Annotated in this window: 22 protein-coding genes; 12 read left to right on the top strand and 10 right to left on the bottom strand. The window is 71.6% G+C overall.

Annotated elements, in window-relative coordinates:
• The first annotated feature begins 133 nt into the window (after positions 1 to 133).
• The gene (locus ACZ4Z4_RS34480; protein ID WP_468336698.1) at positions 134 to 1,297 is read left to right on the top strand and encodes a polyamine ABC transporter substrate-binding protein; all 1,164 of its coding nucleotides are present in this window, start codon (positions 134 to 136) and stop codon (positions 1,295 to 1,297) included.
• A gap of 134 nt (positions 1,298 to 1,431) precedes the next feature.
• Here ACZ4Z4_RS34480 and ACZ4Z4_RS34475 read toward each other — a convergent pair whose 3' ends face one another.
• From ACZ4Z4_RS34475 to ACZ4Z4_RS34460, 4 genes are all read right to left on the bottom strand, one after another.
• Positions 1,432 to 1,863 (bottom strand): DUF8189 domain-containing protein, encoded by a 432-nt coding sequence (locus ACZ4Z4_RS34475; protein WP_468336475.1) that lies wholly within the window; start codon positions 1,861 to 1,863, stop codon positions 1,432 to 1,434.
• A gap of 11 nt (positions 1,864 to 1,874) precedes the next feature.
• The gene (locus tag ACZ4Z4_RS34470) at positions 1,875 to 2,414 is read right to left on the bottom strand and encodes a hypothetical protein (RefSeq protein ID WP_468336472.1); all 540 of its coding nucleotides are present in this window, start codon (positions 2,412 to 2,414) and stop codon (positions 1,875 to 1,877) included.
• A gap of 60 nt (positions 2,415 to 2,474) precedes the next feature.
• On the bottom strand, positions 2,475 to 3,629 hold the full coding sequence (locus ACZ4Z4_RS34465) for a serine hydrolase domain-containing protein (protein ID WP_468336469.1): 1,155 nt from the start codon (positions 3,627 to 3,629) through the stop codon (positions 2,475 to 2,477).
• A gap of 148 nt (positions 3,630 to 3,777) precedes the next feature.
• Positions 3,778 to 4,149 carry a winged helix-turn-helix transcriptional regulator gene (locus tag ACZ4Z4_RS34460; protein WP_468336466.1) on the bottom strand — a complete coding sequence of 124 codons (372 nt, stop codon included), beginning with the start codon at positions 4,147 to 4,149 and terminating at the stop codon, positions 3,778 to 3,780.
• A gap of 78 nt (positions 4,150 to 4,227) precedes the next feature.
• On the opposite strand from ACZ4Z4_RS34460, the gene ACZ4Z4_RS34455 reads away from it, so the two are divergent.
• Positions 4,228 to 4,866 carry an NADPH-dependent F420 reductase gene (locus ACZ4Z4_RS34455; RefSeq protein WP_468336463.1) on the top strand — a complete coding sequence of 213 codons (639 nt, stop codon included), beginning with the start codon at positions 4,228 to 4,230 and terminating at the stop codon, positions 4,864 to 4,866.
• A 39-nt stretch (positions 4,867 to 4,905) separates the two neighbouring features.
• Here ACZ4Z4_RS34455 and ACZ4Z4_RS34450 read toward each other — a convergent pair whose 3' ends face one another.
• Positions 4,906 to 5,589: a glycerophosphodiester phosphodiesterase gene (locus ACZ4Z4_RS34450; protein ID WP_468336460.1), complete on the bottom strand. Its 684-nt coding sequence runs from the start codon at positions 5,587 to 5,589 to the stop codon at positions 4,906 to 4,908.
• Positions 5,590 to 5,610: 21 nt separating this feature from the next.
• Positions 5,611 to 6,726: an adenosine deaminase gene (locus ACZ4Z4_RS34445; RefSeq protein WP_468336695.1), complete on the bottom strand. Its 1,116-nt coding sequence runs from the start codon at positions 6,724 to 6,726 to the stop codon at positions 5,611 to 5,613.
• A 126-nt stretch (positions 6,727 to 6,852) separates the two neighbouring features.
• On the opposite strand from ACZ4Z4_RS34445, the gene ACZ4Z4_RS34440 reads away from it, so the two are divergent.
• On the top strand, positions 6,853 to 7,566 hold the full coding sequence (locus ACZ4Z4_RS34440) for a DUF4190 domain-containing protein (protein ID WP_468336457.1): 714 nt from the start codon (positions 6,853 to 6,855) through the stop codon (positions 7,564 to 7,566).
• A 30-nt stretch (positions 7,567 to 7,596) separates the two neighbouring features.
• On the opposite strand, the gene ACZ4Z4_RS34435 is transcribed toward ACZ4Z4_RS34440, so the two are convergent.
• Positions 7,597 to 8,916 (bottom strand): aminotransferase class I/II-fold pyridoxal phosphate-dependent enzyme, encoded by a 1,320-nt coding sequence (locus tag ACZ4Z4_RS34435; RefSeq protein WP_468336454.1) that lies wholly within the window; start codon positions 8,914 to 8,916, stop codon positions 7,597 to 7,599.
• Between the two features lie 58 nt (positions 8,917 to 8,974).
• Between ACZ4Z4_RS34435 and ACZ4Z4_RS34430 the strand changes: the two genes are divergently transcribed.
• Positions 8,975 to 10,249, top strand: a complete 1,275-nt coding sequence (locus ACZ4Z4_RS34430) for an MFS transporter (RefSeq protein WP_468336451.1) — start codon at positions 8,975 to 8,977, stop codon at positions 10,247 to 10,249.
• Between the two features lie 37 nt (positions 10,250 to 10,286).
• Here the strand turns inward: ACZ4Z4_RS34430 and ACZ4Z4_RS34425 are convergent, their stop codons facing one another.
• A complete protein-coding gene (locus ACZ4Z4_RS34425) occupies positions 10,287 to 10,844 on the bottom strand; it encodes an NADAR family protein (RefSeq protein WP_468336448.1) in 558 nt (185 codons plus the stop codon).
• 207 nt (positions 10,845 to 11,051) lie between these two features.
• Between ACZ4Z4_RS34425 and ACZ4Z4_RS34420 the strand changes: the two genes are divergently transcribed.
• The 8 genes from ACZ4Z4_RS34420 to ACZ4Z4_RS34385 all read left to right on the top strand — a co-directional run bounded on the left by ACZ4Z4_RS34420 (position 11,052) and on the right by ACZ4Z4_RS34385 (position 20,324).
• On the top strand, positions 11,052 to 12,554 hold the full coding sequence (locus ACZ4Z4_RS34420) for a gamma-aminobutyraldehyde dehydrogenase (protein WP_468336445.1): 1,503 nt from the start codon (positions 11,052 to 11,054) through the stop codon (positions 12,552 to 12,554).
• A 68-nt stretch (positions 12,555 to 12,622) separates the two neighbouring features.
• Entirely contained in the window at positions 12,623 to 13,873 is a 1,251-nt protein-coding gene (locus ACZ4Z4_RS34415; protein ID WP_468336442.1) for a polyamine ABC transporter substrate-binding protein, read from the top strand.
• 111 nt (positions 13,874 to 13,984) lie between these two features.
• Positions 13,985 to 15,163 (top strand): ABC transporter ATP-binding protein, encoded by a 1,179-nt coding sequence (locus ACZ4Z4_RS34410; RefSeq protein WP_468336439.1) that lies wholly within the window; start codon positions 13,985 to 13,987, stop codon positions 15,161 to 15,163.
• The gene (locus tag ACZ4Z4_RS34405; protein ID WP_468336436.1) at positions 15,160 to 16,095 is read left to right on the top strand and encodes an ABC transporter permease; all 936 of its coding nucleotides are present in this window, start codon (positions 15,160 to 15,162) and stop codon (positions 16,093 to 16,095) included. Before ACZ4Z4_RS34410 ends, ACZ4Z4_RS34405 begins: the two co-directional genes overlap by 4 nt.
• Positions 16,095 to 16,898 carry an ABC transporter permease gene (locus ACZ4Z4_RS34400; protein WP_468336433.1) on the top strand — a complete coding sequence of 268 codons (804 nt, stop codon included), beginning with the start codon at positions 16,095 to 16,097 and terminating at the stop codon, positions 16,896 to 16,898. The genes ACZ4Z4_RS34405 and ACZ4Z4_RS34400 overlap by 1 nt, the downstream gene beginning before the upstream one ends.
• A 48-nt stretch (positions 16,899 to 16,946) precedes the next feature.
• Positions 16,947 to 18,365 (top strand): NAD(P)/FAD-dependent oxidoreductase, encoded by a 1,419-nt coding sequence (locus ACZ4Z4_RS34395; RefSeq protein WP_468336430.1) that lies wholly within the window; start codon positions 16,947 to 16,949, stop codon positions 18,363 to 18,365.
• Between the two features lie 250 nt (positions 18,366 to 18,615).
• A complete protein-coding gene (locus tag ACZ4Z4_RS34390; protein ID WP_468336427.1) occupies positions 18,616 to 19,092 on the top strand; it encodes a hypothetical protein in 477 nt (158 codons plus the stop codon).
• Positions 19,093 to 19,223: 131 nt separating this feature from the next.
• Positions 19,224 to 20,324, top strand: a complete 1,101-nt coding sequence (locus tag ACZ4Z4_RS34385; RefSeq protein ID WP_468336424.1) for a chitinase — start codon at positions 19,224 to 19,226, stop codon at positions 20,322 to 20,324.
• Here ACZ4Z4_RS34385 and ACZ4Z4_RS34380 read toward each other — a convergent pair.
• Both ACZ4Z4_RS34380 and ACZ4Z4_RS34375 read right to left on the bottom strand, forming a co-directional pair.
• Complete coding sequence (locus ACZ4Z4_RS34380; protein WP_468336421.1) at positions 20,278 to 20,940, bottom strand: phosphatase PAP2 family protein; 663 nt, start codon at positions 20,938 to 20,940, stop codon at positions 20,278 to 20,280. The two genes, ACZ4Z4_RS34385 and ACZ4Z4_RS34380, sit on opposite strands and share 47 nt — an antisense overlap.
• A 137-nt stretch (positions 20,941 to 21,077) precedes the next feature.
• A complete protein-coding gene (locus tag ACZ4Z4_RS34375) occupies positions 21,078 to 24,224 on the bottom strand; it encodes an amidohydrolase family protein (protein ID WP_468336692.1) in 3,147 nt (1,048 codons plus the stop codon).
• Positions 24,225 to 24,382 lie beyond the last annotated feature (158 nt).

Raw genomic sequence — 24,382 nt, 5'->3', positions numbered from 1 at the left:
TCGACAAGGTGTCGGCTCCACGCGGCGGAGCTCGACGCTGCGTCCATTGCCGCGCCCGCGCGCCGAGGCGCATGCTGCCGGGGTGCGAGCGAACCCCAGAGCCTCCTCAGCCCGTCCGATGCACCGCCGCCCCCTGCGCCGCCGTTCCCTGCTGCGCGCCCTGGGCGGCGGTGCGGCCGCCGGCGTGCTCGCGGGGTGCGGGGTGCCCGCCGCGTACATCGAGCCGGGGGAGCGGGCCGCGGACGACCGCTCCCGCCGGGACAAGAAGCTGGCCTTCGCCAACTGGCCGCTCTACATAGACACCGACGACAAGGACAAGACGAAGCGGCCCTCGCTGGACGCCTTCGAGAAGCGGACCGGGATAGACGTCCGCTACACGGAGGAGATCAACGACAACGACGAGTTCTTCGGCAAGATCAGCCCGTCCCTGATGAACCACCAGGAGACCGGCCGCGACCTCATCGTCATCAGCGACTGGATGTGCGCGCGCTTCGTACGGCTCGGCTGGGTGCAGGAGATGGACCGCGCCGCACAGCCGAACGTCACCAAGTACCTGGACCCGCTGCTGCGTTCACCGCACTTCGACCCGGGGCGGAAGTTCACCGTGCCCTGGCAGTCGGGCATCACGGGCATCGCGTACAACAAGCGGAAGGTCGGCCGGGAGATCAAGCAGGTCTCCGACCTGTGGGCGGACGACCTCAAGGGCCGGGTCACCCTCCTCTCCGGCCTCGACGAGGCGTTCGCACTGCTGCTCCAGGGCGACGGCGTCGACATCAGGAAGTGGACGGCCGACGACTTCCACCGGATGTGCGACAAGGTCGAGAAGATGGTGGACAGCCGCCACATCCGCCGCTTCACCGGCAACGACTACATCAAGGACCTCTCCAGCGGCGACGTCCTGGCCTGCCAGGCCTACAGCGGCGACGTCATCCAGCTCCAGGCGGACGACCCGGACATCGAGTTCGTCGTCCCCGAGGAGGGCGCGGAGCTGTGGGCCGAGTCCCTGATGATCCCCAACCTGGCCCGCCACAAGCGGAACGCCGAACGGCTCATCGACCACTACTACGACCCCGAGGTCGCCGCGGAGCTCGCCGCCTGGGTCAACTACGTCTGCCCGGTCCCGGCCGCCCGTGACGTCCTCGCCTCCGCCAAGGACAAGGAACTCGCCGCCCTCGCCGAGGACCCCCTGATCTTCCCCGACGACGCGATGCGCGAGCGGCTCGTCATCGCGCGCGACATCACGTCGAAGGAGCGCACGGAGTTCGCGAAGCGGTGGAACGCGCTGGCGGGGTTGTGAGTGCGGTGGAACGCGCCGGCGGGGTTGTGAGTGCCGGGACGGACCGGCCGCTCCTCGTGCCGTACGACTCAGCACGAGGAGCGGCCCCTCAGACCGGGAACCCCCCGCTCCTGGTCCCGCTCACTGAGCCGGGCTCAGCGGTGCCAGCCGCTCCAGCCGCCGCTCGACGTTCCGCCGCGGTTGTTGTACCACCAGGCTCCGTCGGTGCCGCGCACCTTCAGCGTGATGGCCCAGCCGTACCCCGAGGCGTAGACCGTGCTGCGGCCCTGCCCGCCCATCGACGTCCAAGAGCTGAGCGAGCCGTTGGTCCGCGACCAGCGCGTCCAGATCGCCCCGTCCGTGCCGATGCCGAAGACCTGCTGCTCCCCGTTGGGCAGGTCGTACTCCGTGCAGCCGTACTGGCCCTGGATGTTGCCGCCCCAGTTGCGCGTGCTGGTCACGCAGGACGCCTGCGCCCCGTCGCCACCGTTCGACGCGGCCACCGCGCCGCCGGCCCCCAACAGAGTCCCGACCAGGGACAGGCCTGCGACGGCCGACGCTGCTTTCCATGTGCTCTTGCGCTTCACGGCAATTCCCCTCATCTTCGTCGTCGTTCCGGTCGGTCATCACCTTCACCGAGGGGCCGTGTAGATCTCTTGGACGTTTCTTGAATAACCGCCTTGAAGTGCAAGGCCTTCCGGACGTCCTCGGCCGCGTACGTGACGTGCAGTCGCCAGACCGCCAGCTTGTCCGCCACCGCCGACGCGACCGTCCGCCACTTGAACCATGGCGGCAGCCGACGGAAGGGCACGAACGTCAGCGTGTCGTCGACGGCCGTCTCGGCCGGGCCGCCGTGCCCCTCCGCCCGCAGGGCGGCGTACAGCTCCGGGGTCAGTTCACCGTTGAGGCGTGCCGCGTGACCCGCCGCGGTGAACGCGAACCCGCGCTGGCCGCGGTCCGCGAGGCGCATCGCCTTGACGATGCGCGGTGAGGCCTCGGCCAGCGTGCAGTTGAGGGCGAGACCGATGACCGCCGTACCGAGATGCGGGTCGCCGCGCCGGAAGGCCGCGTCCCAGTCCGCCGGATCGTCGATGCCCAGCAGCCCTTCGCCGCTCTCCCAGTCCCACGAGCACGCCATGTCCGACCTTCGACCTCTGTTCGTTCGTCACCCGGAGCGCCGAGTCGGCGGAGCGCGGCCTCAGCGGAGTGCGGCCTCGACGATGCGCTGGGCCACCGGGTGGGTGTCCTTGCCCTTCGCGTCGGTCGCGTTGACCGAGTAGACGAGGGTACGGGAGCCGTTCTCCGTGGAGGCGATGATGTTCGTGTAGCCGTAGCGGGAGCCGGTCTTGAACCACAGCACCTTCTCGCCGACCTTCGTGCGTTGCAGGCCTGCCGCGAAGGTGGGTTCGGGGGCGCCCGGGGCGAGGCGGGGCAGCGTGAACATCTCCTTGAGCTGCGGCCGCGGCACGACCTTCCCCGCGAACAGCGCCTGCGTGAACTTCTCCAGGTCGGCCGTCGAGGAGATCATGTCGCCGGCCGCGAAACGGTCGTACTGGTTCCACTCGGTGACGTCGACGAGCCGCGTGGTGCCGTCCGCCTGCTCCCTCTTCTGGTAGCCGCGGTTGTGCGGGCCGCGGATGTGGGGATCGGTACCGGGGAAGTACGTGTCCCGCAGCTGGAGCGGCCGGAAGATCCGCTGGGCGGCCTGGTGGGCGTACGAGTCACCGGTGACCTTCTCGATCAGCAGGCCGAGCACGGTGTAGTGGATGTTGAGGTAGTGCTGCTCGTCACCGGGGTCGTGCGCCGGGCCCTTGGCGATGGCGGAGGCGACGACGGTCCGCGGGTCCAGCGTGTCGTAGCGGTGGGCGAATTCGTCGTCGAAGCCGTCGCCCGCCTTGAGGCCGCTGGTGTAGTTGAGGAGGCTGCGTACGGGGATGGCCTTGAACTTCTTCGTGAACAGGCCCGGCAGGTAGTCCTGAACGGGCCTGTCGAGGTCGATCCGGCCCTCGGCGGCCAGTTGCAGCACGACGGCCGCCGTCACGATCTTCGTCGTCGACCCGGCACGGAACCGGCCGTGAGGGTCGGCCTTGCGGTGCGTGACCAGGTCGTGCACGCCCGAACTGCCCCGCCAGGTTCCGTCCGTGCCGCCGACCCGGACGAGCGCGGCGGTCGCGTCGGCGTTCGGCAACCCCTTGATCGCCTCGCGCAGCGCCTTGCCGTCGGGTCTGTCCGACAGGGCGTCGGCCGTGGCGGAGGACGAGGTGTGCGCTGGGTGCGCGAGCGCGGGGGCGGCCGCGGCGCCGGTCAGGCTGAGGACGAGGGCGGCGGCGAGAGCGGCACGGGCGGGTGACATCACGGTGACTCCTGGGGCGTCGTGGTGGACTGACGCCATCCTGCTGGCCGCGGAGGGCGGGGCGGATCGTCGACAGGGAGGGGACGGCCCCTGGGGACTGTCGGGGGACCACGGCCCCCGCAACCAGGGGAGTTGGCCGGGATCACCCCTAGGGGATCCGCTCGCAATCGCCGTCGGCCCGCTCCTGCGCCGCCATGACCGCGTCCCCGTACGCGTACGCCCACGCCCCGAAGCCCTCGATGGGTCCGAGCAACGTCCGCCCGAGCGAGGTCAGTTCGTACTCGACGCGGGGCGGCGACTCGGCGTACGACTCCCTGGCCACCAGGCCGTTGTACTCGAGGCGGCGCAGCGTCTCCGTGAGGATCTTGGGGCTGATGCCGCCGATGCGCTCGCGCAGTTCGCGCGGGCGGCGCGGGCCGTGCCGCAGGGACCACAGCACCACGGCGTTCCAGGTGTTGGCGAGCAGATCGAAGGCGAGGCGGGCGCGGCAGTCGGCGAGCAGGTCCTGTTCGGTGGTCACTTACCGAATGGTGCCCGAGCGGCTTCCTACTGTCGTCCTTGATTCCGGCGACCGGGCCGGACGACGAGGGGAAACGGCATGCGGATCGGCATCATCGGCACGGGTGGCATGGCGGACGCGCTCGGCACCCGGTGGGTGCGGGCGGGCCACGAGGTCATGGTCGGCGGGCGCGACGAGAACGCGGCGGCGGCGCTCGCCGCACGGATCGGTGCCGCGCGGCACGGCGCGCTCCGGGCGGCGGCGGAGTTCGGCGACGCGGTGCTGCTCGCCCTGCCGTACGCGGCCGGGGCCCCGGTGGCGGCAGGGCTGGCAGCCGAGCTCCGGGGGCGGGTGCTGATCGACTGTGCCAACCCGGTGGGTCCCGGCTTCGTCCTGCTCACGGAGGCGGACGGCGGTCCTTCGGCGGCCCGTCGCCTCGCCGCCGCGGCGCCGGGCGCGCACGTGGTGAAGGCGTTCAACCTCTGCCACGTGGACGTGTGGCGGATGGACCCGCCTGTGTTCGACGGGCGCCCGCTGGCGGTGCCGGTCTGCGGGGACGACGAGGGCGCGCTGAGTGTCGTACGCGCGTTGGTGGCGGACATCGGCTGCCGGCCGCTCGCCGCCGGTGGCCTCGGACGGGCCGGGCTGCTGGAGGCGACGGCGGCGCTGGTGATCGGCCTCTGGGTGGGGGAGGGGGCGGACGCGCAGGCGATGCTGCCGCCCCTCGGCGCCGTCTGAGGTGGGGCCGGCGCCGGGGGTGGCGCGGGGTGGTGGGTCTCAGGCGGGGGTGCGCAGGGAGTGCAGGACGTCGATGCGGTTCGTGGTGATCGAGTCGACGCCCGCGTCGAGGAGGCGGCGCATCGAGCGGCGGGTGTCCGGTGTCCAGGCCGAGACGAGCAGGCCCTGGCGGTGCACCTGGACCACCAGGTCGCGGTCGACCAGCGGGAAGCGGTAGTTGAGCCAGCGCGGCCGCACCGCCTCCAGGAGCACGGGGCGGGGCGGCGCCAGGGTCGTCCAGGTCAGGGCGATCTCCGCGCCCGGATCGGCCTCCCGCACGGCGAGCATCGTCCGCCCGCCCGCGCAGTAGTACACGCGGTCCGACGCGCCGCACTCCGCGACGACCCCGACGACGGTGCGCACCGCGTCGTACGTCGCGCCCGGCAGGTCGATCATCAACCGGTGCCCCTCGGTCGCCGCGATGGCCGCCGCGAGCGTGGGAACGCCGCCCTCGGTGAGACCGGCGAGCTCGGCCGACGACAGGGCGGCGCACGGCCGTTCGTACCCCCACAGACGCTTGAGCGTCGCGTCGTGCAGCAGGACGGGTACGCCGTCGCCGCTCACTCGGACGTCGATCTCCACCGCGTCCGCGCCCCGTTCGATCGCGGAGCGCAGGGACGGGACGGTGTTCTCGCGGACGCGGTAGGGATCGCCTCGGTGGGCCACAGCAGTCACGGTGCGCATGGGCCCATTGTGGTCACGGGATCAGGGCGCGAGCCACGTCTCCGTGTACGTGTCGATCTCGGCGGCGATCCGCGCCTTGCCCGCCGGGTCCAGGAAGGACGCCTCGACGGCGTTCTTCGCGAGGGCCGCGATGCCGCGCTCGTCGAGGTCGAGGAGGCGCGCGGCGACGGCGTACTCGGAGTTCAGGTCGGTGCCGAACATCGGCGGGTCGTCGGAGTTGACCGTGACGAGCACGCCGGCGTCCACGAACTGCCTGATCGGGTGCTCGTCGAGGGTGCGGACCGCGCGCGTCGCGATGTTCGAGGTCGGGCAGACCTCCAGCGGGATGCGGTGCTCGGCGAGGTGGGCGAGGAGCTTCGGGTCCTGCGCGGCGGTGGTGCCGTGGCCGATGCGCTCGGCCCGCAGGTGGGTGAGGGCGTCCCAGATGGTCTCGGGGCCCGTGGTCTCCCCGGCGTGCGGCACCGAGTGCAGGCCCGCCTCGATCGCCCGGTCGAAGTACGGCTTGAACTGCGGGCGCGGCACTCCGATCTCGGGCCCGCCGAGCCCGAAGGAGACCAGGCCCTCGGGGCGCAGCTCGTCGGTGACGGCCAGCCGGAGCGTCTCCTCGGCCGAGACGAGCCCGGCCTCGCCGGGAATGTCGAAGCACCAGCGCAGTACGGTGCCGAACTCGCGCTCGGCGGCCTTGCGGGCGTCCTCGATGGCGTCCATGAAGGCGCGGTCGTCGATGCCGCGGCGGACGGAGGAGTACGGGGTGATGGTCAGCTCGGCGTATCGCACGTTCTGCCGGGCCATGTCGCGGGCCACCTCGTAGGTGAGCAGGCGCACGTCGTCCGCGGTGCGGATCAGGTCCACGACGGACAGGTAGACCTGGATGAAGTGCGCGAAGTCCGTGAACGTGAAGTAGTCGGCGAGCGCCTCGGGGTCGGTCGGCACCGCGGAGTCGGGGTGCCGGGCTGCCAGCTCGGAGACGATGCGCGGGGAGGCCGAGCCGACGTGGTGGACGTGCAGTTCCGCCTTGGGCAGTCCGGCGATGAAGGCGTGCGGGAACACCTGCGGGTCGTCGGCTGTCGTGGGGGCTGCGGTCTGCTGCTCGGTCACGGTTTCCTCCCCAGGAATGGGTTTGATCGGCTGATCGATGGGTCGGGGCTCATCGTAGGCGGCGGGTCGGCGACGACGGCCGGGGGCGGCGGTCGGTGACGGTGGTCGGTGCGGGCCAAAGCGTGGGCCGTAGCATGACGGAACGTACGAAAGAGGTGACCCGTCATGTCCGCGAAGTCCGAGGACGACGCAGTGCCCGGCGCGGGTGCGCCGGACGCGCCGGGGGAGCGCGATCCGTGGGCGCCGCCGCCGGAGGACGCGGTGCCGCCGCCGGACCACGGCCGGTGGACGGGCGCCCCGATGCCGGGAGCGGTCCAGCCTCCGCCTGCGCCTCCGTCCCCGCAGCCGGGAGTCACCGGACCCTTCGCGGCGCCCGGCGAGCCCGTGCCGCCACCGCCGATCTCCCCGGACGGGCCGGGACAGCAGCCGGCTTATCCGGGGTACGGGGGCTACCCGGGACAGCCCGGCTATGCGGGGCAGCCCGGCTATGCGGTCCCTCCCGGCCAGGCGGGCCACCCCGGTCACCCGGGCTATCCGGGCTATCCGGGCCACCCCGGTTACCCGGGCTATCCCGGTTATCCGGGCCACCCCGGCGGTCAGGGCGGGCCCGGATACGGCTGGCCCGGCATGCCGATGGCGCCCGCGAACGGCATGGGTGTGGCGGGGCTCGTCCTCGGGATCATCGCGGCCGTCGGCTTCTGCCTGTGGCCGCTGGCGATCGTCCTCGGCATCCTCGCGGTGATCTTCGGCGCGTTGGGGCGCGGGAAGGCGCGGCGAGGCGAGGCGACGAACGGGGGTCAGGCCCTCGCCGGGATCATCTGCGGGTCGGTGGGTATCGCCTTGGGTGTCACGCTGATCGTGATCCTGCTCTTGGTGTAGGCCTCGCCCGCCCCGTCGCGCACTCCCCGCTCAGCCCCCGTACGTGGCCTCGGACTCGTCGAGTACGGCGGAGAAGTCCGCCGCGAGGCGCGCCGCGTCCGCCGGCTCCAGTGCGGACGTGGTGATGCGCACGGCGGTGGGCGCGGCGATGCGGAAGCGGGCCCCCGCGGCCACCCACCACCCGCGCGAGCGCAGCCCGTTGACGACCGCGGACTCGTCCCGCACGGGCACCCATACGTTCAGCCCGCTCGCCCCCCGCGCCGCGATGCCGTGCCCCGCGAGCTCCCGGATCAGGGCTTCGCGCCGCTGCGTGTAGGCGCGCTCGGCCCGGCCCACCACCTCGCGCGCCGCGGGGTCGGTCATCGTCCGCTCGACCGTCTCCTGCAGTACGTGACTGACCCACCCCGAGGTGAGCAGCATCCGCCCCTCGTGCCTGGCGAGTGTGGTGGCGTCGCACGCGAGGGCGGCCCACCGCAGGTCGACGCTCAGGTGTTTGGAGACGGTGCGCACCTGCGCCCAGCGGGCGAGTCCGCCGGTCGCCAGGGAGTGCAGTGCCGCCCCCGCCACCTCCGCGTTGTGGTCGTCCTCGACGACGAGTACGTCCGGGTAGTCGCCGAGAACGGCGAGCAGCGCCTCGCGCCGCGCCGCCGTGAAGCGGCCGCCCATCGGGTTCTGCCCCCGGGGGCTGCACACCAGGGCCCTGGCGCCCGCCCGCAGTGCTCCGCGCAGCGCTTCCGGCCCGATGCCCTCGTCGTCCACGGCCACCGGCGCCATGCGGAGCCCCAACGCCGGTACGAGGTCGAGGAGATGGTGGAAGCCCGGGTCCTCCACGGCCACCGTGTCGCCCGGCTTCAGCTCCACCGAGAGGAGCCGGGCCATGCAGTCGAGGGCGCCGTGCGCGAAGGTCACCCGGCCCTCGGGCACCCCGTCCCGCGCGAACCACTCCCTGGCCACTTCCTCCAGCCCCGCGAGGCGCGGCGACGCCCGGTGCGAACCGCTGACCGGCTCCACCAGGGCGGGCGGGCGCAGCATCGGCAGCAGGGACGGGTCCGGGTGTCCGCCCGCCAGGTCGCGCACCCCGCCGGGGGCTCTGGGCGGTCTCCGGTTGCCGACGGCCGGGGTCTGCGCCACGACCGTGCCGCCCCGGCCGCGCGTCACCACGATGCCGCGCTGCCGCAGCTCCTTGTAGGCCGTCGCCACCGTGCCGGCGCTGACGCCCAGCTCTTCGGCGAGCCTCCGCACCGGAGGCAGCGCGGCGCCCGGCGCCAAACCGCCGTCGGTCACGGCCTGTTCGACCGACGCGGTAATGCCCTTGGCGGTCGAGCCACTGATCCCATATTGTGCTGCCACATAGAACATTATGTACCGGTACAAAATACTGGTCAAGTGGTCGAGCCTAGGGGGATGGGTGAGCCTCAGCCGTCGACGGTCCGCGCTGTACGCACGCATACCAGGGGGTGCCGACGGCCGCCGCATGCTCTGGATCGCCCTGATCAACAAGGCGGGAACCGGCCTCTGGATGGGGGCGGCCGCTCTCTACTTCACTCTGGTCACCGGCCTCTCCGTCGCCGAGGTCGGCCTGCTCTTAGGTGTCTCGGGCGCCGTCGGCATCGCGGGCGCGCCGCTCGCGGGCCACCTCGCCGACCGCTTCCCGGTCACCCGCATCATCATCGGCGCCCAACTCCAGCAAGCCGTCGCGCTGTTGGCGCTGCTCACGACGGACAACCTCGCGCTGCTCCTGCTGTACTCGGCCGTCAACAGCCTCGCCGACCGCGGGGCCAACGTGCTCACCAAGCTGTACGCGGCCCGGATCGCGGGCCCGGACCGCACCAGGTACCAAGCGGTGCAGCGCACCGTCTCCAACGCCGGCTGGGCCATCGGCGGCCTCGCCGGAGCGCTCGCCCTGGCCGTCGGCACCACCCACGCCTACCGGGCGCTGCTCCTCGGCAACGTGCTCAGCTTCCTCGTCGCCGCCGCCCTCACCCTGCGCTGCGCCGAACCGCCGTCACCGTCCCGCCTGGTCACCGGCTCCACGGCGACCGCACCCGTCACCCCACCGTCCAACCCCTGGCGCGACCGCTCCTATCTGCTCTTCACGCTGACCGAGGCGGCCCTCTTCCTCGACGACGCGGTGCTCCAGGTCGGCATCCCCCTGTGGATCGTCGCCACGGACGCCCCGCACGGTCTCGCGCCACTCCTCATGGTGCTCAACTGCGTGCTGGTCGTCTGCTGCCAGGTGCCGCTGTCCCGGTTCGGCAGCACACCGGAGCGGGCCCGCGCCCTTCTCGTCCCCCTCGCGGGCTGCTTCGTCGTCGGGTGCGCCGCCCTGACCGCCTCCACGCTCGGCGGCACGTGGCTCGCCGTCGCCGCCCTCACCCTCGCCGCCGTCGCCCTCACCTTCGCGGAGATACTGCACGCCATCGCCTCCTGGGAGCTCTCGATCGCGCTCGCCCCCGACGACGCCCAGGGTGCCTACCTCGGGGTGCACGGCCTCTCCTCGTCGGCCCAGCGCAGCGGCGGCCCGCTCCTGGTCACCGCCGTCATCGCGGCGGGCCCGCTCGCCTGGCCGGTCCTCGGCGCGGGCGTGATCGTGACGGTGGCGGCGCAGAGCCGGCTCGTACGGAAGCGGCTGGTCCGGCGGAGCCCCGCGGCCGGCCGCGCCGTCGCGCCCCATAACGCCTGAGGGCCCTCCCCGGCCGGAGCCCGCGACGCCTGGCCGGTCAGAGCCGCGATCGCGCCTCCATCAGCGCGAAGCCCAGCAGATTGGGCCCCCGCCACTTCGTGGGGTCCTGTGCCCGCGGGTCGTCGGCCGCCAGGCCGATGCCCCAGACGCGGTCCAGAGGGCTCGCCTCGACCAGCACACGCCGGCCCGTCCCGGCGAGGAAATCCCGGAGCGCGGGGTCCGAGGCGAACTTGTGCGTGTTGCCCGCGACCACGACGGCGAACCGCTCGCGCGCCCATATCGCCTCGTCGAAGCCCCGCACGAGCCGCCCCGCGTGCTTCGCCTCGGCGGGCGTCCGGGCCGTGAGGACCGCCCGCTCCGCGTCCGCGTCGGCGAAGAGGCGGGCCTTGGCCGCCATCATCCAGTGCTCCGCCGTCGCGTACTCCACGCCGTCCACCGTGAAGGGGGAGGGCCACCACTGGCTGAGGCAGCTCGGGCCCAGTGAGCCGTCCCGGCGCGGGGTGTGGCCCCAGAAGTGCAGGTACTTCACCTTCTCGCCCGCTCGCACCGCGCCGACCAGCGCTTCCGTCGAGCGGACCGAGTCGATCTCCGTCATGCACGCGAGTCTGGCACGCACCACTGACACTCCGTCCCTGGTTTTCCGGGCCGACTCGACACCTGGTCGACAGATTCCGTCGCGTAACCAAAAGGCAACAACGGAATCACTTGTTGGACTATTGCCGCTCTGTCAGGATCGGCACTCAAATCGATCTGGAGCTACGCCGACCCCCGCGGGACGGGGAGGGCGGCGGAGGAGAGCGTCATGCACAACTTCCAGGCGCGGGACCACTTCGCGGACGGTGCGCAGTACATCGCCGGGCGGCTGACCAAGGGCACGTCGGGCCGGACCCACGCGGTCGTGGACCCCGCCACCGCCGACGAGGTCTACACGTACGAGCTCGCCGGAAGTGACGACGTGGACGCCGCCGTCGCCGCGGCCGCCGAGGCGTTCCCCGGCTGGGCGGGTGCCACGCCGGGTGAGCGCTCGGAAGCCATGCACCGCTTCGCGGGCGTACTGGCCGAACGGGCCGAGGAATTCGCGCAGGCCGAGTCGTTGCAGTGCGGCAAGCCGATCAAGCTGAGCCGGGAGTTCGACGTCCCGGGGACCGTCGACAACACCGCCTTCTTCGCGGGCGCGGCCCGGCACCTCCAGGGCCAGTCGGCCGGTGAGTACACCGGCGACCACACCTCGTACGTACGCCGCGAGCCGATCGGCGTCGTCGGGTCCATCGCGCCCTGGAACTACCCGCTCCAGATGGCCGCCTGGAAGGTGCTCCCGGCGATCGCGGCGGGCAACACCATCGTCCTCAAGCCCGCCGAGCTCACCCCCTTCACCTCGCTCCTCTTCGCGCAGGCCGCCACCGAGGCCGGCATCCCCGACGGTGTCGTCAACATCGTCACGGGCGCCGGCAAGGACGCCGGTGAGCACCTCGTCGGGCACCCCGACGTCGCCATGACCTCCTTCACCGGGTCCACCGGCGTCGGCAAGCGCGTCGCCGAGATCGCCACCGCCACCGTCAAGCGGCTCCACCTGGAGCTGGGCGGAAAGGCGCCCTTCGTGGTGTTCGACGACGCCGATCTCGACGCCGCCGTGCACGGCGCGGTCGCCGGCGCCCTCATCAACTCCGGGCAGGACTGCACGGCCGCCACGCGCGCGTACGTGCAGCGGCCGCTCTACGAAGCCTTCGTCCAGGGCGTCGCCGACCTCATGGAGAGCGTGCGGCTCGGCGATCCGTTCGACCCCAGCACCGACATGGGGCCCCTCATCTCGCACGTGCACCGCGACCGCGTCGCCGGCTTCGTCGACCGGGCCCGGTCCTACGCGCGCGTGGTCACCGGCGGCGAGGCGCTCCAGCACCCCGGCGCGTTCTACAAGCCCACGCTCATCGCCGACGCCGCGCAGGACAGCGAGATCGTGCAGTCGGAGATCTTCGGGCCCGTGCTCGTCGTGCTCCCCTTCGACAGCGACGACGAGGGCATCCGGCTCGCCAACGACACCCCGTACGGCCTCGCCGCCTCCGCCTGGAGCCGCGACGTGTACCGCGCGGGCCGCGCGACCCGCGAGATCAAGGCCGGCTGCGTATGGGTCAACGACCACATCCCGATCCTCAGCGAGATGCCGCACGGCGGCTACAAGGCATCCGGCTACGGCAAGGACATGTCCGCGTACTCGTTCGAGGAATACACGCAAATCAAGCACGTCATGTTCGACAACACCGCGGTGGTCCGCAAGGACTGGCACCGCACGATCTTCGGGGACCGGTAGTCACGCCACCACTCACCACAGGCCGCACGACCAACGGCCGCCTTCCTCCCGAAAGGGCAACCACGCGCATGGAGCAGTACGAGCCCGACCCCTTCACCCCGGCCCAGGCGGCCGCCATGCAGCGCAGCCTCAGGAACGGCAGGGCCTCCCTGACCCGCCGCGGCGTGCTGCGCGCCGCCACGGGCGGCGCGCTCGCCGTCGGCGGACTCGGGGCGCTGAGCGCCTGCGGGATCCCCGCTGCGGGCAAGGGCCAGGGTGAGGTCTCGTCCGAGGACCACTCGGCACAGGAGAAGAGGATCGCCTTCTCCAACTGGACCGAGTACATGGACGTCGACGAGAAGGACAAGAACCGGCGGCCCACCCTCGCCGCGTTCACGGAACGCACCGGGATCGAGGTCAAGTACACCGAGGACATCAACGACAACGTCGAGTTCTTCGGGAAGCTCAAACCGCAGCTCGCGGCGGGCCAGGAGACCGGACGCGACCTCATCTGCGTCACGGACTGGCTGGCGGCCAGGCTCATCCGCTTCGGGTGGGTCCAGAAACTGGACCCGGCCAACCTGCCCCACGCGTACGCCAACCTGTCCGCCCAGTTCCGCAACCCCGACTGGGACCCCGGGCGCGCCTACTCGTACCCCTGGACCGGCATCTCCACGGTCATCGCGTACAACAAGAAGGCGACCGGCGGGAAGAAGGTCACCTCGGTCTCGCAACTGCTCGACGACCCCAAGCTGAAGGGGCGCGTCGGGTTCCTCTCCGAGATGCGCGACACCGTCGGCATGACACTCCTCGACCTGGACAAGGACCCCGGGGACTTCACCGACGACGACTTCGACGCGGCCATCGCCCGCCTCCAGAAGGCCGTCGACAAGAAGCAGATCCGCCGCTTCACGGGCAACGACTACACCTCGGACCTCGCCAAGGGCGACATGGCCGCCTGCCTCGGCTGGGCCGGCGACATCGTGCAGCTCCAGGCCGACAACCCGGACGTCGACTTCCACATCCCCGACCAGGGCTACATCACGTCCACGGACAACCTCCTCGTCCCGAACAAGGCACGGCACAAGAAGAACGCCGAGCGGCTCATCGACTACTACTACGAGCCCGAGCCCGCGGCCCGCCTCGCGGCGTACATCAACTACGTCTGTCCGGTCGACGGTGTGCGGGACGCTCTCGCGAAGATCGACGCGGACGCCGCCTCGAATCCGCTGATCATCCCCGACCGGGAGATGAAGGAGAAGTCGCGGGCGTTCCGGTCGCTGACGCCGAAGGAAGAGACCGCGTACGAACAGAAGTTCGCGAAGCTGACGGGGGCGTAGGCGACTGCGCCGTGGATTCGTCTGCGGCTCCGTCGTGGTTGCTCGCGCAGTTCCCCGCGCCCCTGAAGGGGCGCCCCCCTGTTCCCCCTCTCGACTTCCCCTGGACCCACCATGACCTCTGCTCAAGAAGCCGGCGGCGACGTCCGTCTCACCGGGATCAGCAAGACCTACGGCTCCTTCACCGCCGTGCACCCCCTCGACCTCACCGTGCCGCAGGGCTCGTTCTTCGCGCTGCTCGGTGCGTCCGGCTGCGGCAAGACCACCACGCTCCGCATGATCGCGGGCCTGGAGGAGCCGAGCTCCGGCACGGTCCGCCTCGGCGACCAGGACGTCACGGCCCTGCCGCCGTACAAGCGGCCCGTGAACACCGTCTTCCAGTCGTACGCCCTCTTCCCGCACCTCGACATCTTCGAGAACGTCGCCTTCGGACTGCGCCGACGCGGCATCAAGTCGGTGAAGAACCAGGTCGGCGAGATGCTCGACCTGGTGCAGCTCGGCGAGCAGGCCCGCAAGAAGCCGCACCAGCTCTCCGGCGGCCAGCAGCAGCGCGTCGCCGTCGCCCGCGCGCTCATCAACCACCCCAAGGTGCTCCTCCTCGACGAGCCCCTCGGCGCCCTCGACCTCAAGCTGCGCCGCCAGATGCAGCTGGAGCTCAAGCGCATCCAGACCGAGGTCGGCATCACCTTCGTGCACGTCACCCACGACCAGGAGGAGGCCATGACCATGGCCGACACCGTGGCCGTGATGAACGGCGGCCGCGTCGAGCAGCTCGGCGCCCCCGCCGACCTCTACGAGAACCCGCGGACCACGTTCGTCGCCAACTTCCTCGGCACCTCGAACTTCATCGAGGCCGACATCGACGGCAGGAGCGGCGACGACCTGGTCGTCAAGGCGGGCGACTGCAAGCTGACGCTGCCCGCCGCCCGATGTACCGGCCCCACCACCACCGGCGGCAAGCTCCTCGTCGGCGTACGGCCCGAGAAGATCTCCCTCACGCACGCCGACGACGCGGGGCGGATCCCCGAGGGCCGCAACCGCATCACCGGACGCATCGCCGACAGCAGCTTCATCGGCGTATCGACGCAGTACGTCGTCCAGAGCCCGGTCTGCCCGTCCTTCGAGGTGTACGCGCAGAACATCGAGCGCGACAGCCGTCTCGCCCCCGGCGCCGAGGTCGTCCTGCACTGGAACCCCGCCCACACCTTCGGCCTCGACGCCGCCCAGTCCCTGCTTGCTGGGACAACGGGCTCGGCGGGCGTCGAGAAGGTCGAGGAGGACGCCTCCGCATGACGACCGTGACCGACGCACCACCGCCGACAGCGCCCGCTCCGGAGGAGCCACCCGCACGGAAACCGCGTCAGCGCGGGCGGCTCGTCCCCTACTGGCTGCTGCTCCCCGGCATCCTCTGGCTGATCGTCTTCTTCGCCCTGCCGCTCGTCTACCAGGCGTCGACCTCCGTGCAGACCGGCTCCCTCGAAGAGGGCTTCAAGGTCACCTGGCACTTCGCGACCTACTGGGACGCGCTCTCCGACTACTGGCCGCAGTTCCTGCGCTCGGTGCTCTACGCGGGCGCCGCCACGGTCCTGTGCCTGCTGCTCGGCTATCCGCTCGCCTACCTCATCGCGTTCCGCGCGGGCCGCTGGCGCAACGTCATCCTCGTCCTGGTCATCGCGCCGTTCTTCACCAGCTTCCTCATCCGTACGCTGGCGTGGAAGACGATCCTCGCCGACGGCGGCCCGGTGGTGGGCGCACTCAACTCCCTGCACGTCCTCGACGTCACCAGCTGGCTGGGCATCACGGCGGGCGACCGGGTCCTCGCCACACCCCTCGCGGTGATCTGCGGACTCACGTACAACTTCCTGCCGTTCATGATCCTGCCTCTCTACACCTCGCTGGAGCGCATCGACGGCCGGCTGCACGAGGCCGCGGGCGACCTCTACGCCAAGCCGTCCACCACCTTCCGCAAGGTGACGTTCCCGCTCTCCATGCCGGGCGTCGTCTCCGGGACGCTGCTCACCTTCATCCCCGCGGCGGGCGACTACGTCAACGCGGACCTCCTCGGATCCACCGACACCCGCATGGTCGGAAACGTCATCCAGACGCAGTTCCTGCGCATTCTGGACTACCCGACGGCCGCGGCGCTCTCCTTCATTCTCATGGCCGCCATCCTGTTCATGGTGACGTTCTACATCCGCAAGTCGGGGACGGAGGATCTCGTCTGATGGCCGCCTTCTTCCGCTGGCTCCGGCGCAATGTCGTCGTCATCGCGGGCCTGCTGACGCTCGCGTACCTGCTCCTTCCGAACGTCGTCGTGACGGTGTTCTCCTTCAACAAACCGAAGGGGCGCTTCAATTACTCCTGGCAGGAATTCTCGCTCGACGCGTGGAAGGATCCGTGCGGCGTCGCCGACATGTGCGGATCGCTCTCCCTGAGCCTGAAGATCGCCGCCTGGGCGACGATCGGCGCGACCGTGCTCGGCACGATGATCGCCTTCGCCCTCGTGCGCTACCGGTTCCGCGCGCGCGGCGCCATCAACTCGCTGATCTTCCTGCCGATGGCGATGCCCGAGGTCGTCATGGCCGCCTCGCTGCTCACGCTCTTCCTCAACATGGGCGCGCAGCTCGGCTTCTGGACCGTCCTCATCGCCCACATCATGTTCTGCCTCAGCTTCGTGGTGACCGCCGTCAAGGCGCGCGTCATGTCGATGGACCCGCGCCTGGAACAGGCCGCGCAGGACCTTTACGCCGGTCCCGTGCAGACGTTCCTGAGAGTCACGCTGCCCATCGCGGCGCCGGGCATCGCGGCGGGCGCGCTGCTCGCCTTCGCGCTCTCCTTCGACGACTTCATCATCACGAATTTCAACGCGGGCTCGACTGTGACGTTCCCCATGTTCGTCTGGGGATCCGCGCAGCGCGGCACGCCCGTTCAGATCAATGTGATCGGTACGGCGATGTTCCTCGTCGCCGTGCTTCTCGTGCTCGCCGGAATGCTGGTCGGCAAGCGCCGCAACAAGCAGCCCCGGTAATCCCTGCCATCTCCGAGTAATCCCGCAATTTCTGAAGGAGTGGAAATCATGGCCCCTGGTGCCATGACCCGTTTCACCAAGTCCCTCTCCGACGCCCGGCCGGTGTCCTTCTGGCTGGACGACCCCGACAGGCCCGCCCCGAAGCCCGCCCTCACCGGCGACGACCACTGCGACCTCCTCGTCGTCGGCGGCGGCTACAGCGGCCTGTGGACCGCGCTCATCGCCAAGGAGCGCGACCCGGGCCGCGACGTCGTCCTCGTCGAGGGCCGCGAGGCGGGCTGGGCCGCCTCCGGCCGCAACGGCGGCTTCTGCGCCGCCTCCCTCACGCACGGCATCGGCAACGGCCTGTCCCGCTGGCCCGGCGAGATCGCGAAGCTGGAGGAACTGGGCGCCCGCAATCTCGACGAGTTCGAGGCGGCCGTCAAGCGCTACTCCATCGACTGCGACTTCGAGCGCACCGGCGAGATCGACGTCGCCACCGAGCCGCACCAGCTGCTCGAACTCCGCGAGATGTACGAGGAGATGGCCGAGCACGGCCTGGCGGGCGGCGCCGAGCTCCTCGACGCGGACGCGCTGCGCGCACAGGTCGACTCGCCCACGTTCCTCGGCGGCCTCTGGGACCGCGACGGAGTCGCCATGCTGCACCCGGCGAAGCTGGCGTGGGGCCTGAAGCGGGTCTGCCTGGAGAAGGGCGTCCGGTTCTACGAGCACACCCCTGCCCTCGAACTGGCCCCGACAGGTGGGGGAATGGCGATCCGCACGCCGTACGGCAGGGTCTTCGCCCGTCAGGTCGCGCTCGCCACGAACATCTTCCCCTCGCTGGTCAAGCGCCTGCGCCCGTACACCGTCCCGGTCTACGACTACGCGCTGATGACCGAGCCGCTGACGGACGACCAGCTGACGTCCATCGGCTGGAAGAACCGCCAGGGCCTCGGCGACAGCGCCAACCAGTTCCACTACTTCCGGCTCTCCGCCGACAACCGCATCCTGTGGGGCGGTTACGACGCGATCTACCCGTTCGGCGGGAAGGTGCGGGCCGAGTACGACGACAGGCCCGAGACGTACGCGAAGCTCGCCGGGCACTTCTTCACCTGCTTCCCGCAGCTGGAGGGGGTGCGGTTCACGCACGCGTGGGGCGGCGCGATCGACACGTGCTCGCGCTTCTCGGCGTTCTTCGGCACGGCGCACAAGGGCCGCGTCGCGTACGCGGCGGGCTACACGGGCCTCGGTGTCGGGGCCACCCGGTTCGGCGCCGACGTCATGCTGGACCTGCTCGCCGGCGAGCGGACGGAGCGTACGGACCTTGAGATGGTCCGCACGAAGCCGCTGCCGTTCCCGCCGGAGCCGTTCGCGTGGACCGGGGTCGCGCTGACCAAGTGGTCGCTGGCCAGGTCCGACGCCAACGGCGGCAAGCGGAACCTCTGGCTCAAGACGATGGACAGGCTGGGCCTGGGCTTCGACAGCTGAGCCCCCGCCTCCCTGCGGACCGGCTGGACCGCGGCCGACCGATGGGGCCGCGGCCGATGGGCCGAGCCGCGGCCGACCGGCTGAGCGGGGCGTGATCAACCGGCGCACGCCCCGCCGGCCACCTCTGCTCCCTTCACCCCCAGTGCACCCCTCACCACCGGCCGGTGGTGGGAACCCGCGTAATGCCCGGCCCCCGGACCCCTCTCACCTGTGACGCGCACCGTTGTCGCACACGAAAGGAAGGTCCGGTATGACTGGCTCGGGTGGTTCGGGAGCGAAGTCGGCGGTCGAGTGGCTGGTGTCGGTGGCACCGAATCCGGAGGCCTGCCGCTGGGACTGGGAGCGCAACCCCCTCGGCGTCACGCTCCTGCCCGCCGGGCGCCGCTGGGACGTGCTGATCCTGCCCGGCGGTCTCGGCCACCCCACGCTCGACGTGCTGACCCGCTGCGTCGACCGCCCCGGCCCCGTGCTCGCCGACTTCGGCGACGCGCGCATGGGGTTCTTCGTGCCGGCGGGCACGGTCTCCCGCTGGCTCGGCACGGGCGTGCGCGGCGCGGGCCGCGGCACCTGGATCGTCGTGCCCCACCCGGGGCGGGCCGCGGGCGGCGTCCGCTGGCTGGTGGCGCCCGACGGCTCCGGCACGCTGAACGATCCGGCGCTGCTCGAACTCGCGATGCACGAGGCGGCGGCGCGGCTGGCGCAGGAGGACGACGAGGGGCAGGGGTGAGCTGCCGGAGACCTTGACAACTCGATTGGTCTGGACCAAGTTGGGCGCCGCGCCACCCTCCAATCCCCCCATGTCCGGAGGCAGTTGTGGACCGCTCACCGACAAGCCGACGCAGACGTACGCTCCTTGCCATGGCCGCGGCCCTCGCGCTCGCCGCACCCGCGGTGACCTCGGCGACCGCTCACTCCGCCGACGCCGCCGCCTCCGCCCCGCAGGCCACCGCGGACCACACCCTCGTCGGCTACCTGCACACCAGCTTCGCCAACGGCTCCGGCTACACCCGGCTCGCGGACACCCCCGACAGCTGGGACATCATCGACCTCGCCTTCGGCGAACCCACCTCGGTGACCTCGGGCGACATCCGCTTCAGCCTCTGCCCCAGGGCCGAGTGCCCGAACGTCGAGACCAAGGAGGAGTTCAAGGCCGCGATCAGGGCGAAGCAGGCCGCGGGCAAGAAGGTCCTGATCTCCATCGGCGGCCAGAACGGCCAGGTGCAGCTGAAGACCGCGCAGGCCCGCGACACCTTCGTCTCGTCCGTCTCGGCGATCATCGACGAGTACGGCCTCGACGGCCTCGACATCGACTTCGAGGGCCACTCGCTCTCCCTCGACGCCACCGACACGGACTTCAAGAACCCGAAGACGCCCACGATCGTCAACCTGATCTCGGCGGTGAAGACCCTCAAGGCGAAGTACGGCAGCGGCTTCACGCTCACCATGGCGCCCGAGACCTTCTTCGTGCAGCTCGGGTACCAGTTCTACGGCACCGGCAAATGGGGTGGCCAGGACCCGCGCGCGGGCGCCTACCTGCCGGTCATCCACGCCCTGCGCGACGACCTCACCCTGCTGCACGTCCAGGACTACAACTCCGGGCCGATCATGGGCCTGGACAACCAGTACCACTTCATGGGCGGCGCGGACTTCCACATCGCGATGACCGACATGCTGCTCACCGGCTTCCCCGTGGCGGGCGACAAGAACAACGTCTTCCCGCCCCTGCCGCCCCGGAAGGTCGCCATCGGCATGCCCGCCTCCGTCCACGCGGGCAACGGCCACGTGTCCACCGGAGAGGTCAACAAGGCCCTGAACTGCCTGACCAAGGGCACCGACTGCGGCTCGTACAAGCCCCACGGGGTCCGGCCGGACCTGCGCGGCCTGATGACGTGGTCCATCAACTGGGACCGCTTCAACAACTGGGAGTTCTCGAAGAACTTCGACGCGTACTTCGGCTGATCACCAGCACCATGGCCTGCAACAGCAGCGCGGACAGGCACCAGCTCGCCACCACGTCCAGCGGCCAGTGGTAACCGCGCCGCACCAGCCCGAACCCGACGCCCACGTTGAGCAGCACGCCCCCGATCACCAGTTCGCGACGGCCGTACGCGCCCCGCAGCAGCGGCAGCAGAAGCAGGACCGCCGCCCCGTAGGCGACCGCGGCCGTCGCCGTGTGGCCCGAGGGGAAGTAGCCGCCGTGGCCGTCCGAGCCGGGCGGCCCCGGGCGGTCGATCACCGCCTTGAGCGGGGCGACGAGCGCGGGCACCGCGGCCATGGCGACGGCGGCGGCCACGGCGGGCAGCCACCAGCGGAACACACCGGCACGGCGGCCGCGCCAGGCGGTGTACGCGAGGACGGCGACGAGGACCGGCACGGCGACCGTGACGTTGCCGAGGTCGGCGAGGAACTCCGCCGCACGGCCGGGGAAGCGGCTGCCGGCCAGCGCGCGTCCGGCCCGCTCGTCGGCGCGCCGCAGCGGCCCTCCGGCGGCCACCGGCCAGGTGACGAGCGCGAAGAGCAGAGCGCACAGCGAGAGCGAGAGGGCCGGCCGCCGCGGGACGGATGGTGCGTGCATGGGGCACAGCCTTACAGGAAGCACCCCGGCGCGTCACAGCCGCACAGCCTTACTGGCTGCCTTCCTGCCTTACTGCCTCACGACCTCGCACCGGCTGACTGTCTCACTGACTCACGACCTCACACAGGCTGACTGTCTCACTGCCCGTGGTCGCAGCACTTGTTCCGCAGCCGCTCGCCCGTCCTGGCCCAGCGCGCCCGGTCCTTCGCCGCCGTCGCCGTCGCCGCGGGCACGGCCGAGACCAGGTCGCTCACCTCGTACGGCACCCCGCCCCGCATGACCGACACCGTCCGCACCAGCGCGTCGAAGTCGCTGAAGGGGTCGCCGTCGATCACGGCGAGGTCGGCGAGCTTGCCGACCTCCAGCGTGCCGAGGTCGCGGTCGAGGCCGAAGATCCGGGCGGGCGCGGAGGTCGCCGTGCGCAGCGTCTCGGAGACCGTGAGGCCGCCGCGGCGCAGGGCGCGCAGGGCGATGTGGACGCCCAGGCCGGTCGGGATGCCCGGCGAGTCCGTGCCGACGGCGAGCAGTCCGCCGGCGGCGGTGATCCTGCGGTAGATGTCGATCTCGCGCTTCAGCGTGGCCAGTTCGGCCTCGATGGGCGGCCGCTCGGCCAGGCCGCGCACCTGGGCGGTCTCCCACGGCGGCATCAGCCGCGTCACCCGCTCGTCGTCGGCGAGGCCCGGTGCCGCCCCGATCAGCGGGGCCGCGGAGAAGGGGGTGGCGATGAGGTGGAAGTCGCCCGTGGCGGTGTAGATCTCCGTCACGTCCTGGTACGCGAGCTCGCCCGCCGTGGTCGCGTGACCGAACTCGGCGCGCTGGGTGGCCTGGAGGTGCGTCGTCAGGTCCTGGCCGAGCTGGATGCCGGGGGAGAGGTTGTGGCTGCCGCAGCGCACGCCCAGCTCCTCGTGCGCGTAGCGGGCGGCCTCCTCCATGATCCAGCCCGGTGCGCGGACGTAGGTCTTGACGAAGTCCCAGTCCAGGGCCTTGCCGCGGGACAGGGTCCGCCGCAGGCCCTCGCGGGTCGCGTGGACGCGGTTGTCCCACGCGACGCGGGTGCCGTCGAGGACTTCGCTGGAGGTCACGAGCCGGGGCCCCGCCAGCTCGCCGGAGGCGGTGGCCTCGCGCAGCCTGACCGCCTCGTAGGCGGTGCCGCCCATCGAGACGGTGCTGGTGACGCCGTAGGAGAGGAACAGGGAGGCCTGTCTGCCGCCGTAGACGCCCGGCTGCGGGTGGATGTGCGCGTCCCACAGGCCGGGGATCACGGTCCGCTCGGAGGCGTCGACACGGCGGGCCGCCGCACGGCCGGACCGGTGCGGTCCGACGGCGGCGACGCGGCCGCCGCGGATGGTGAGGTCGACGTTCTCGCGGACGGTGTCGTCGCCTCCGGAGCCGTCCCAGAAGCGGCCGGCGTGGATGACGGTGTCCTCGGTGGCGGGCCGCCGGTGGTCGAGCGGCACCTTGACCGTACGGACGCTGCCGTCGGCGACGTCGAGGAGCCTCAGCCGTCCCGCGGAGAGGTAGAGGACCCGGCTGCTGTCGCCCGACCAGGTGGGGTGGTCGGCGGCCTCGCCGGGGAAGGTGCGGGGCTTGCCGTCGGGGGTACCGTCGGGGCGCACCGGCAGCAGCCAGAGCGCCGACTCGACGACGACGGCCATGTGCCGTCCGTCGGGGGACCAGACCGGGCCGTTGCTGCTGCGGTCGGAGATCGAGACGTGCGGCGCCACCGCGTGGGTCCGCGCGGAGCCGTCAGCGGTGTCGATCACGCGGATGAGGTTGTAGCCCTCGCGGAAGCGCTGGTTGATCCGGTTGCGGAAGCTGACCGCGACGTACCGTCCGTCGGGGGACCAGCTGGGCCGGCCGGAGACCTCGCCGCCCGGCGGACTGGCGGCGAGGACCTTCTCCTCGCCCGTGCGCAGGTCGCGCAGCAGCAGGTTCGTCGCGAGGTCGAAGCAGGCGAGGCGGTGGCCGTCGGGGGAGAGGGCGGGCTGGATCCGCCCGCCGGACGCGAGGACCGTCTCCTCGCCGGAGTCCAGCTCCCGTCTGCGGATGCCGGGCAGCCCGTCGCGGTCGTCGGAGTAGAGCAGCGCCTTGCCGTCGGGCGTCCACGCGGCCGCGTACACGTACCCGGTGGCCTTGGCCCGCGTCACCCGGCGCGGCGCCCGGCCGCCCGAGACCTCGCCGACCCAGAGGGAGTTGAGCGCGGTGAAGGCGACCCGCCTGCCGTCGGGGGAGAGCACCGGCAGCTCGAACGCCCGCACGGGGCGGCTCGCGGTGCCGTCCAGGTCGAACGTCTTGACGCCGTACCGCGGCCGGTCGACGGGGAGCGGCGCGGTGAAGGGAATGTCCTCGCGGGTTCCCGGCGCGTCGGGACGTACGACGGTGAAGTGGCCGTCGACCGTCAGGAGCAGCTCCTTCGACGAGATCCAGCGGGGCGGCACGGGCGCGATGTCGCCGCCCACCGCGACCGGCTCGCCCGCCACGACGAGGGCGCAGGAGGCGTTCGGCGCGGGGGTCGTCCGCAGATACGCCAGGGTGCCGTTCGGGGAGACGGCGGGCACGAGGAGCTGCGCGGTGGTGGGGTCGGTGTGCTCCACGGTCACCGCCCCGCTGCCGTCGGCGGCCACGGACGCGACGGTGCGGGCGTCGAGCGCGCCGCCCTTGACCGCGGCGCGGACGAACAGCACCCGCTTGCCGTCCGGCGACCAGACCGGGTCGAAGTCCTCCCACGCGCCGTCCTGGACGGGCCCGGACTGGTCGGGCCTCCCGGTGAGCCGGGTCAGTTCACCGGTGGCCAGCTCCAGGACCCAGATGCGGTACGGGGCGCCCGCCACGGGGTCGCCGCCGCGCTCGGAGGCGAAGGCGATCCGCTTGCCGTCGGGCGACCAGGCCGGACCGCGGTCGTCCCAGGGGCCCTCGGTGCGCTGCGTCAGCTCGGAGCCGTCCGGCTTCAGCGTCCAGATGTGGAAGCGGCCCGAACGGTAGGCGCAGACCGCGATGAGCCGCCCGTCGGGGGAGTGCGCCGGGCGCGTCGGTTCCAGCTCCGCGGGGGTGAGCGGCACGGCTTCGCCGCCGGTGCGCGGCAGGGACCACAGCACGCCCTGCACCTCGGCGATCAGCCGGTCGCCCGCGAGGGACGCGGCGCCGTTGGTGGTGGCGGTGAAGCGCAGCGCGGCGGTCTCCGGCGCGGCGGCGTGGGCGGCCCCGGCGCCGGTGCCGGCGAGCGCGCCGGTCGTCGCCGCGGCACCGGCGGCCGTCGTCGTCTGCAAGAAGCGGCGGCGCGACATGTGGCTGATGGTCAACTGTTCTCCCGCGGTGGCCTGTTGGTGCGACGGACTGTGGACAGGGTGGGCACGCTTCGTGATCTTCACGGCGGCGCCGGGCGGCAGGGAGTGCCTTGCAGCATCGCGCCGAAAACCGGCTGCCTCGTGCAGGAAGGCGCGTT

Source organism: Streptomyces sp. NPDC030245 (assembly GCF_055572995.1).
This window is presented reverse-complemented; position numbering and strand designations above follow the sequence as displayed.

Bases quoted from the DNA above. Each gene is read 5' to 3' on its own strand.
- ACZ4Z4_RS34420 (WP_468336445.1), top strand. From the start codon at position 11,052: ATGCACAACTTCCAGGCGCGGGACCACTTCGCGGACGGTGCGCAGTAC.
- ACZ4Z4_RS34455 (WP_468336463.1), top strand. From the start codon at position 4,228: ATGCGGATCGGCATCATCGGCACGGGTGGCATGGCGGACGCGCTCGGC.
- ACZ4Z4_RS34450 (WP_468336460.1), bottom strand. From the start codon at position 5,589: ATGCGCACCGTGACTGCTGTGGCCCACCGAGGCGATCCCTACCGCGTC.
- ACZ4Z4_RS34385 (WP_468336424.1), top strand. From the start codon at position 19,224: ATGGCCGCGGCCCTCGCGCTCGCCGCACCCGCGGTGACCTCGGCGACC.
- ACZ4Z4_RS34395 (WP_468336430.1), top strand. From the start codon at position 16,947: ATGGCCCCTGGTGCCATGACCCGTTTCACCAAGTCCCTCTCCGACGCC.
- ACZ4Z4_RS34410 (WP_468336439.1), top strand. From the start codon at position 13,985: ATGACCTCTGCTCAAGAAGCCGGCGGCGACGTCCGTCTCACCGGGATC.
- ACZ4Z4_RS34400 (WP_468336433.1), top strand. From the start codon at position 16,095: ATGGCCGCCTTCTTCCGCTGGCTCCGGCGCAATGTCGTCGTCATCGCG.
- ACZ4Z4_RS34440 (WP_468336457.1), top strand. From the start codon at position 6,853: ATGTCCGCGAAGTCCGAGGACGACGCAGTGCCCGGCGCGGGTGCGCCG.
- ACZ4Z4_RS34375 (WP_468336692.1), bottom strand. From the start codon at position 24,224: ATGTCGCGCCGCCGCTTCTTGCAGACGACGACGGCCGCCGGTGCCGCG.
- ACZ4Z4_RS34465 (WP_468336469.1), bottom strand. From the start codon at position 3,629: ATGTCACCCGCCCGTGCCGCTCTCGCCGCCGCCCTCGTCCTCAGCCTG.
- ACZ4Z4_RS34390 (WP_468336427.1), top strand. From the start codon at position 18,616: ATGACTGGCTCGGGTGGTTCGGGAGCGAAGTCGGCGGTCGAGTGGCTG.
- ACZ4Z4_RS34415 (WP_468336442.1), top strand. From the start codon at position 12,623: ATGGAGCAGTACGAGCCCGACCCCTTCACCCCGGCCCAGGCGGCCGCC.
- ACZ4Z4_RS34425 (WP_468336448.1), bottom strand. From the start codon at position 10,844: ATGACGGAGATCGACTCGGTCCGCTCGACGGAAGCGCTGGTCGGCGCG.
- ACZ4Z4_RS34405 (WP_468336436.1), top strand. From the start codon at position 15,160: ATGACGACCGTGACCGACGCACCACCGCCGACAGCGCCCGCTCCGGAG.
- ACZ4Z4_RS34470 (WP_468336472.1), bottom strand. From the start codon at position 2,414: ATGGCGTGCTCGTGGGACTGGGAGAGCGGCGAAGGGCTGCTGGGCATC.
- ACZ4Z4_RS34380 (WP_468336421.1), bottom strand. From the start codon at position 20,940: ATGCACGCACCATCCGTCCCGCGGCGGCCGGCCCTCTCGCTCTCGCTG.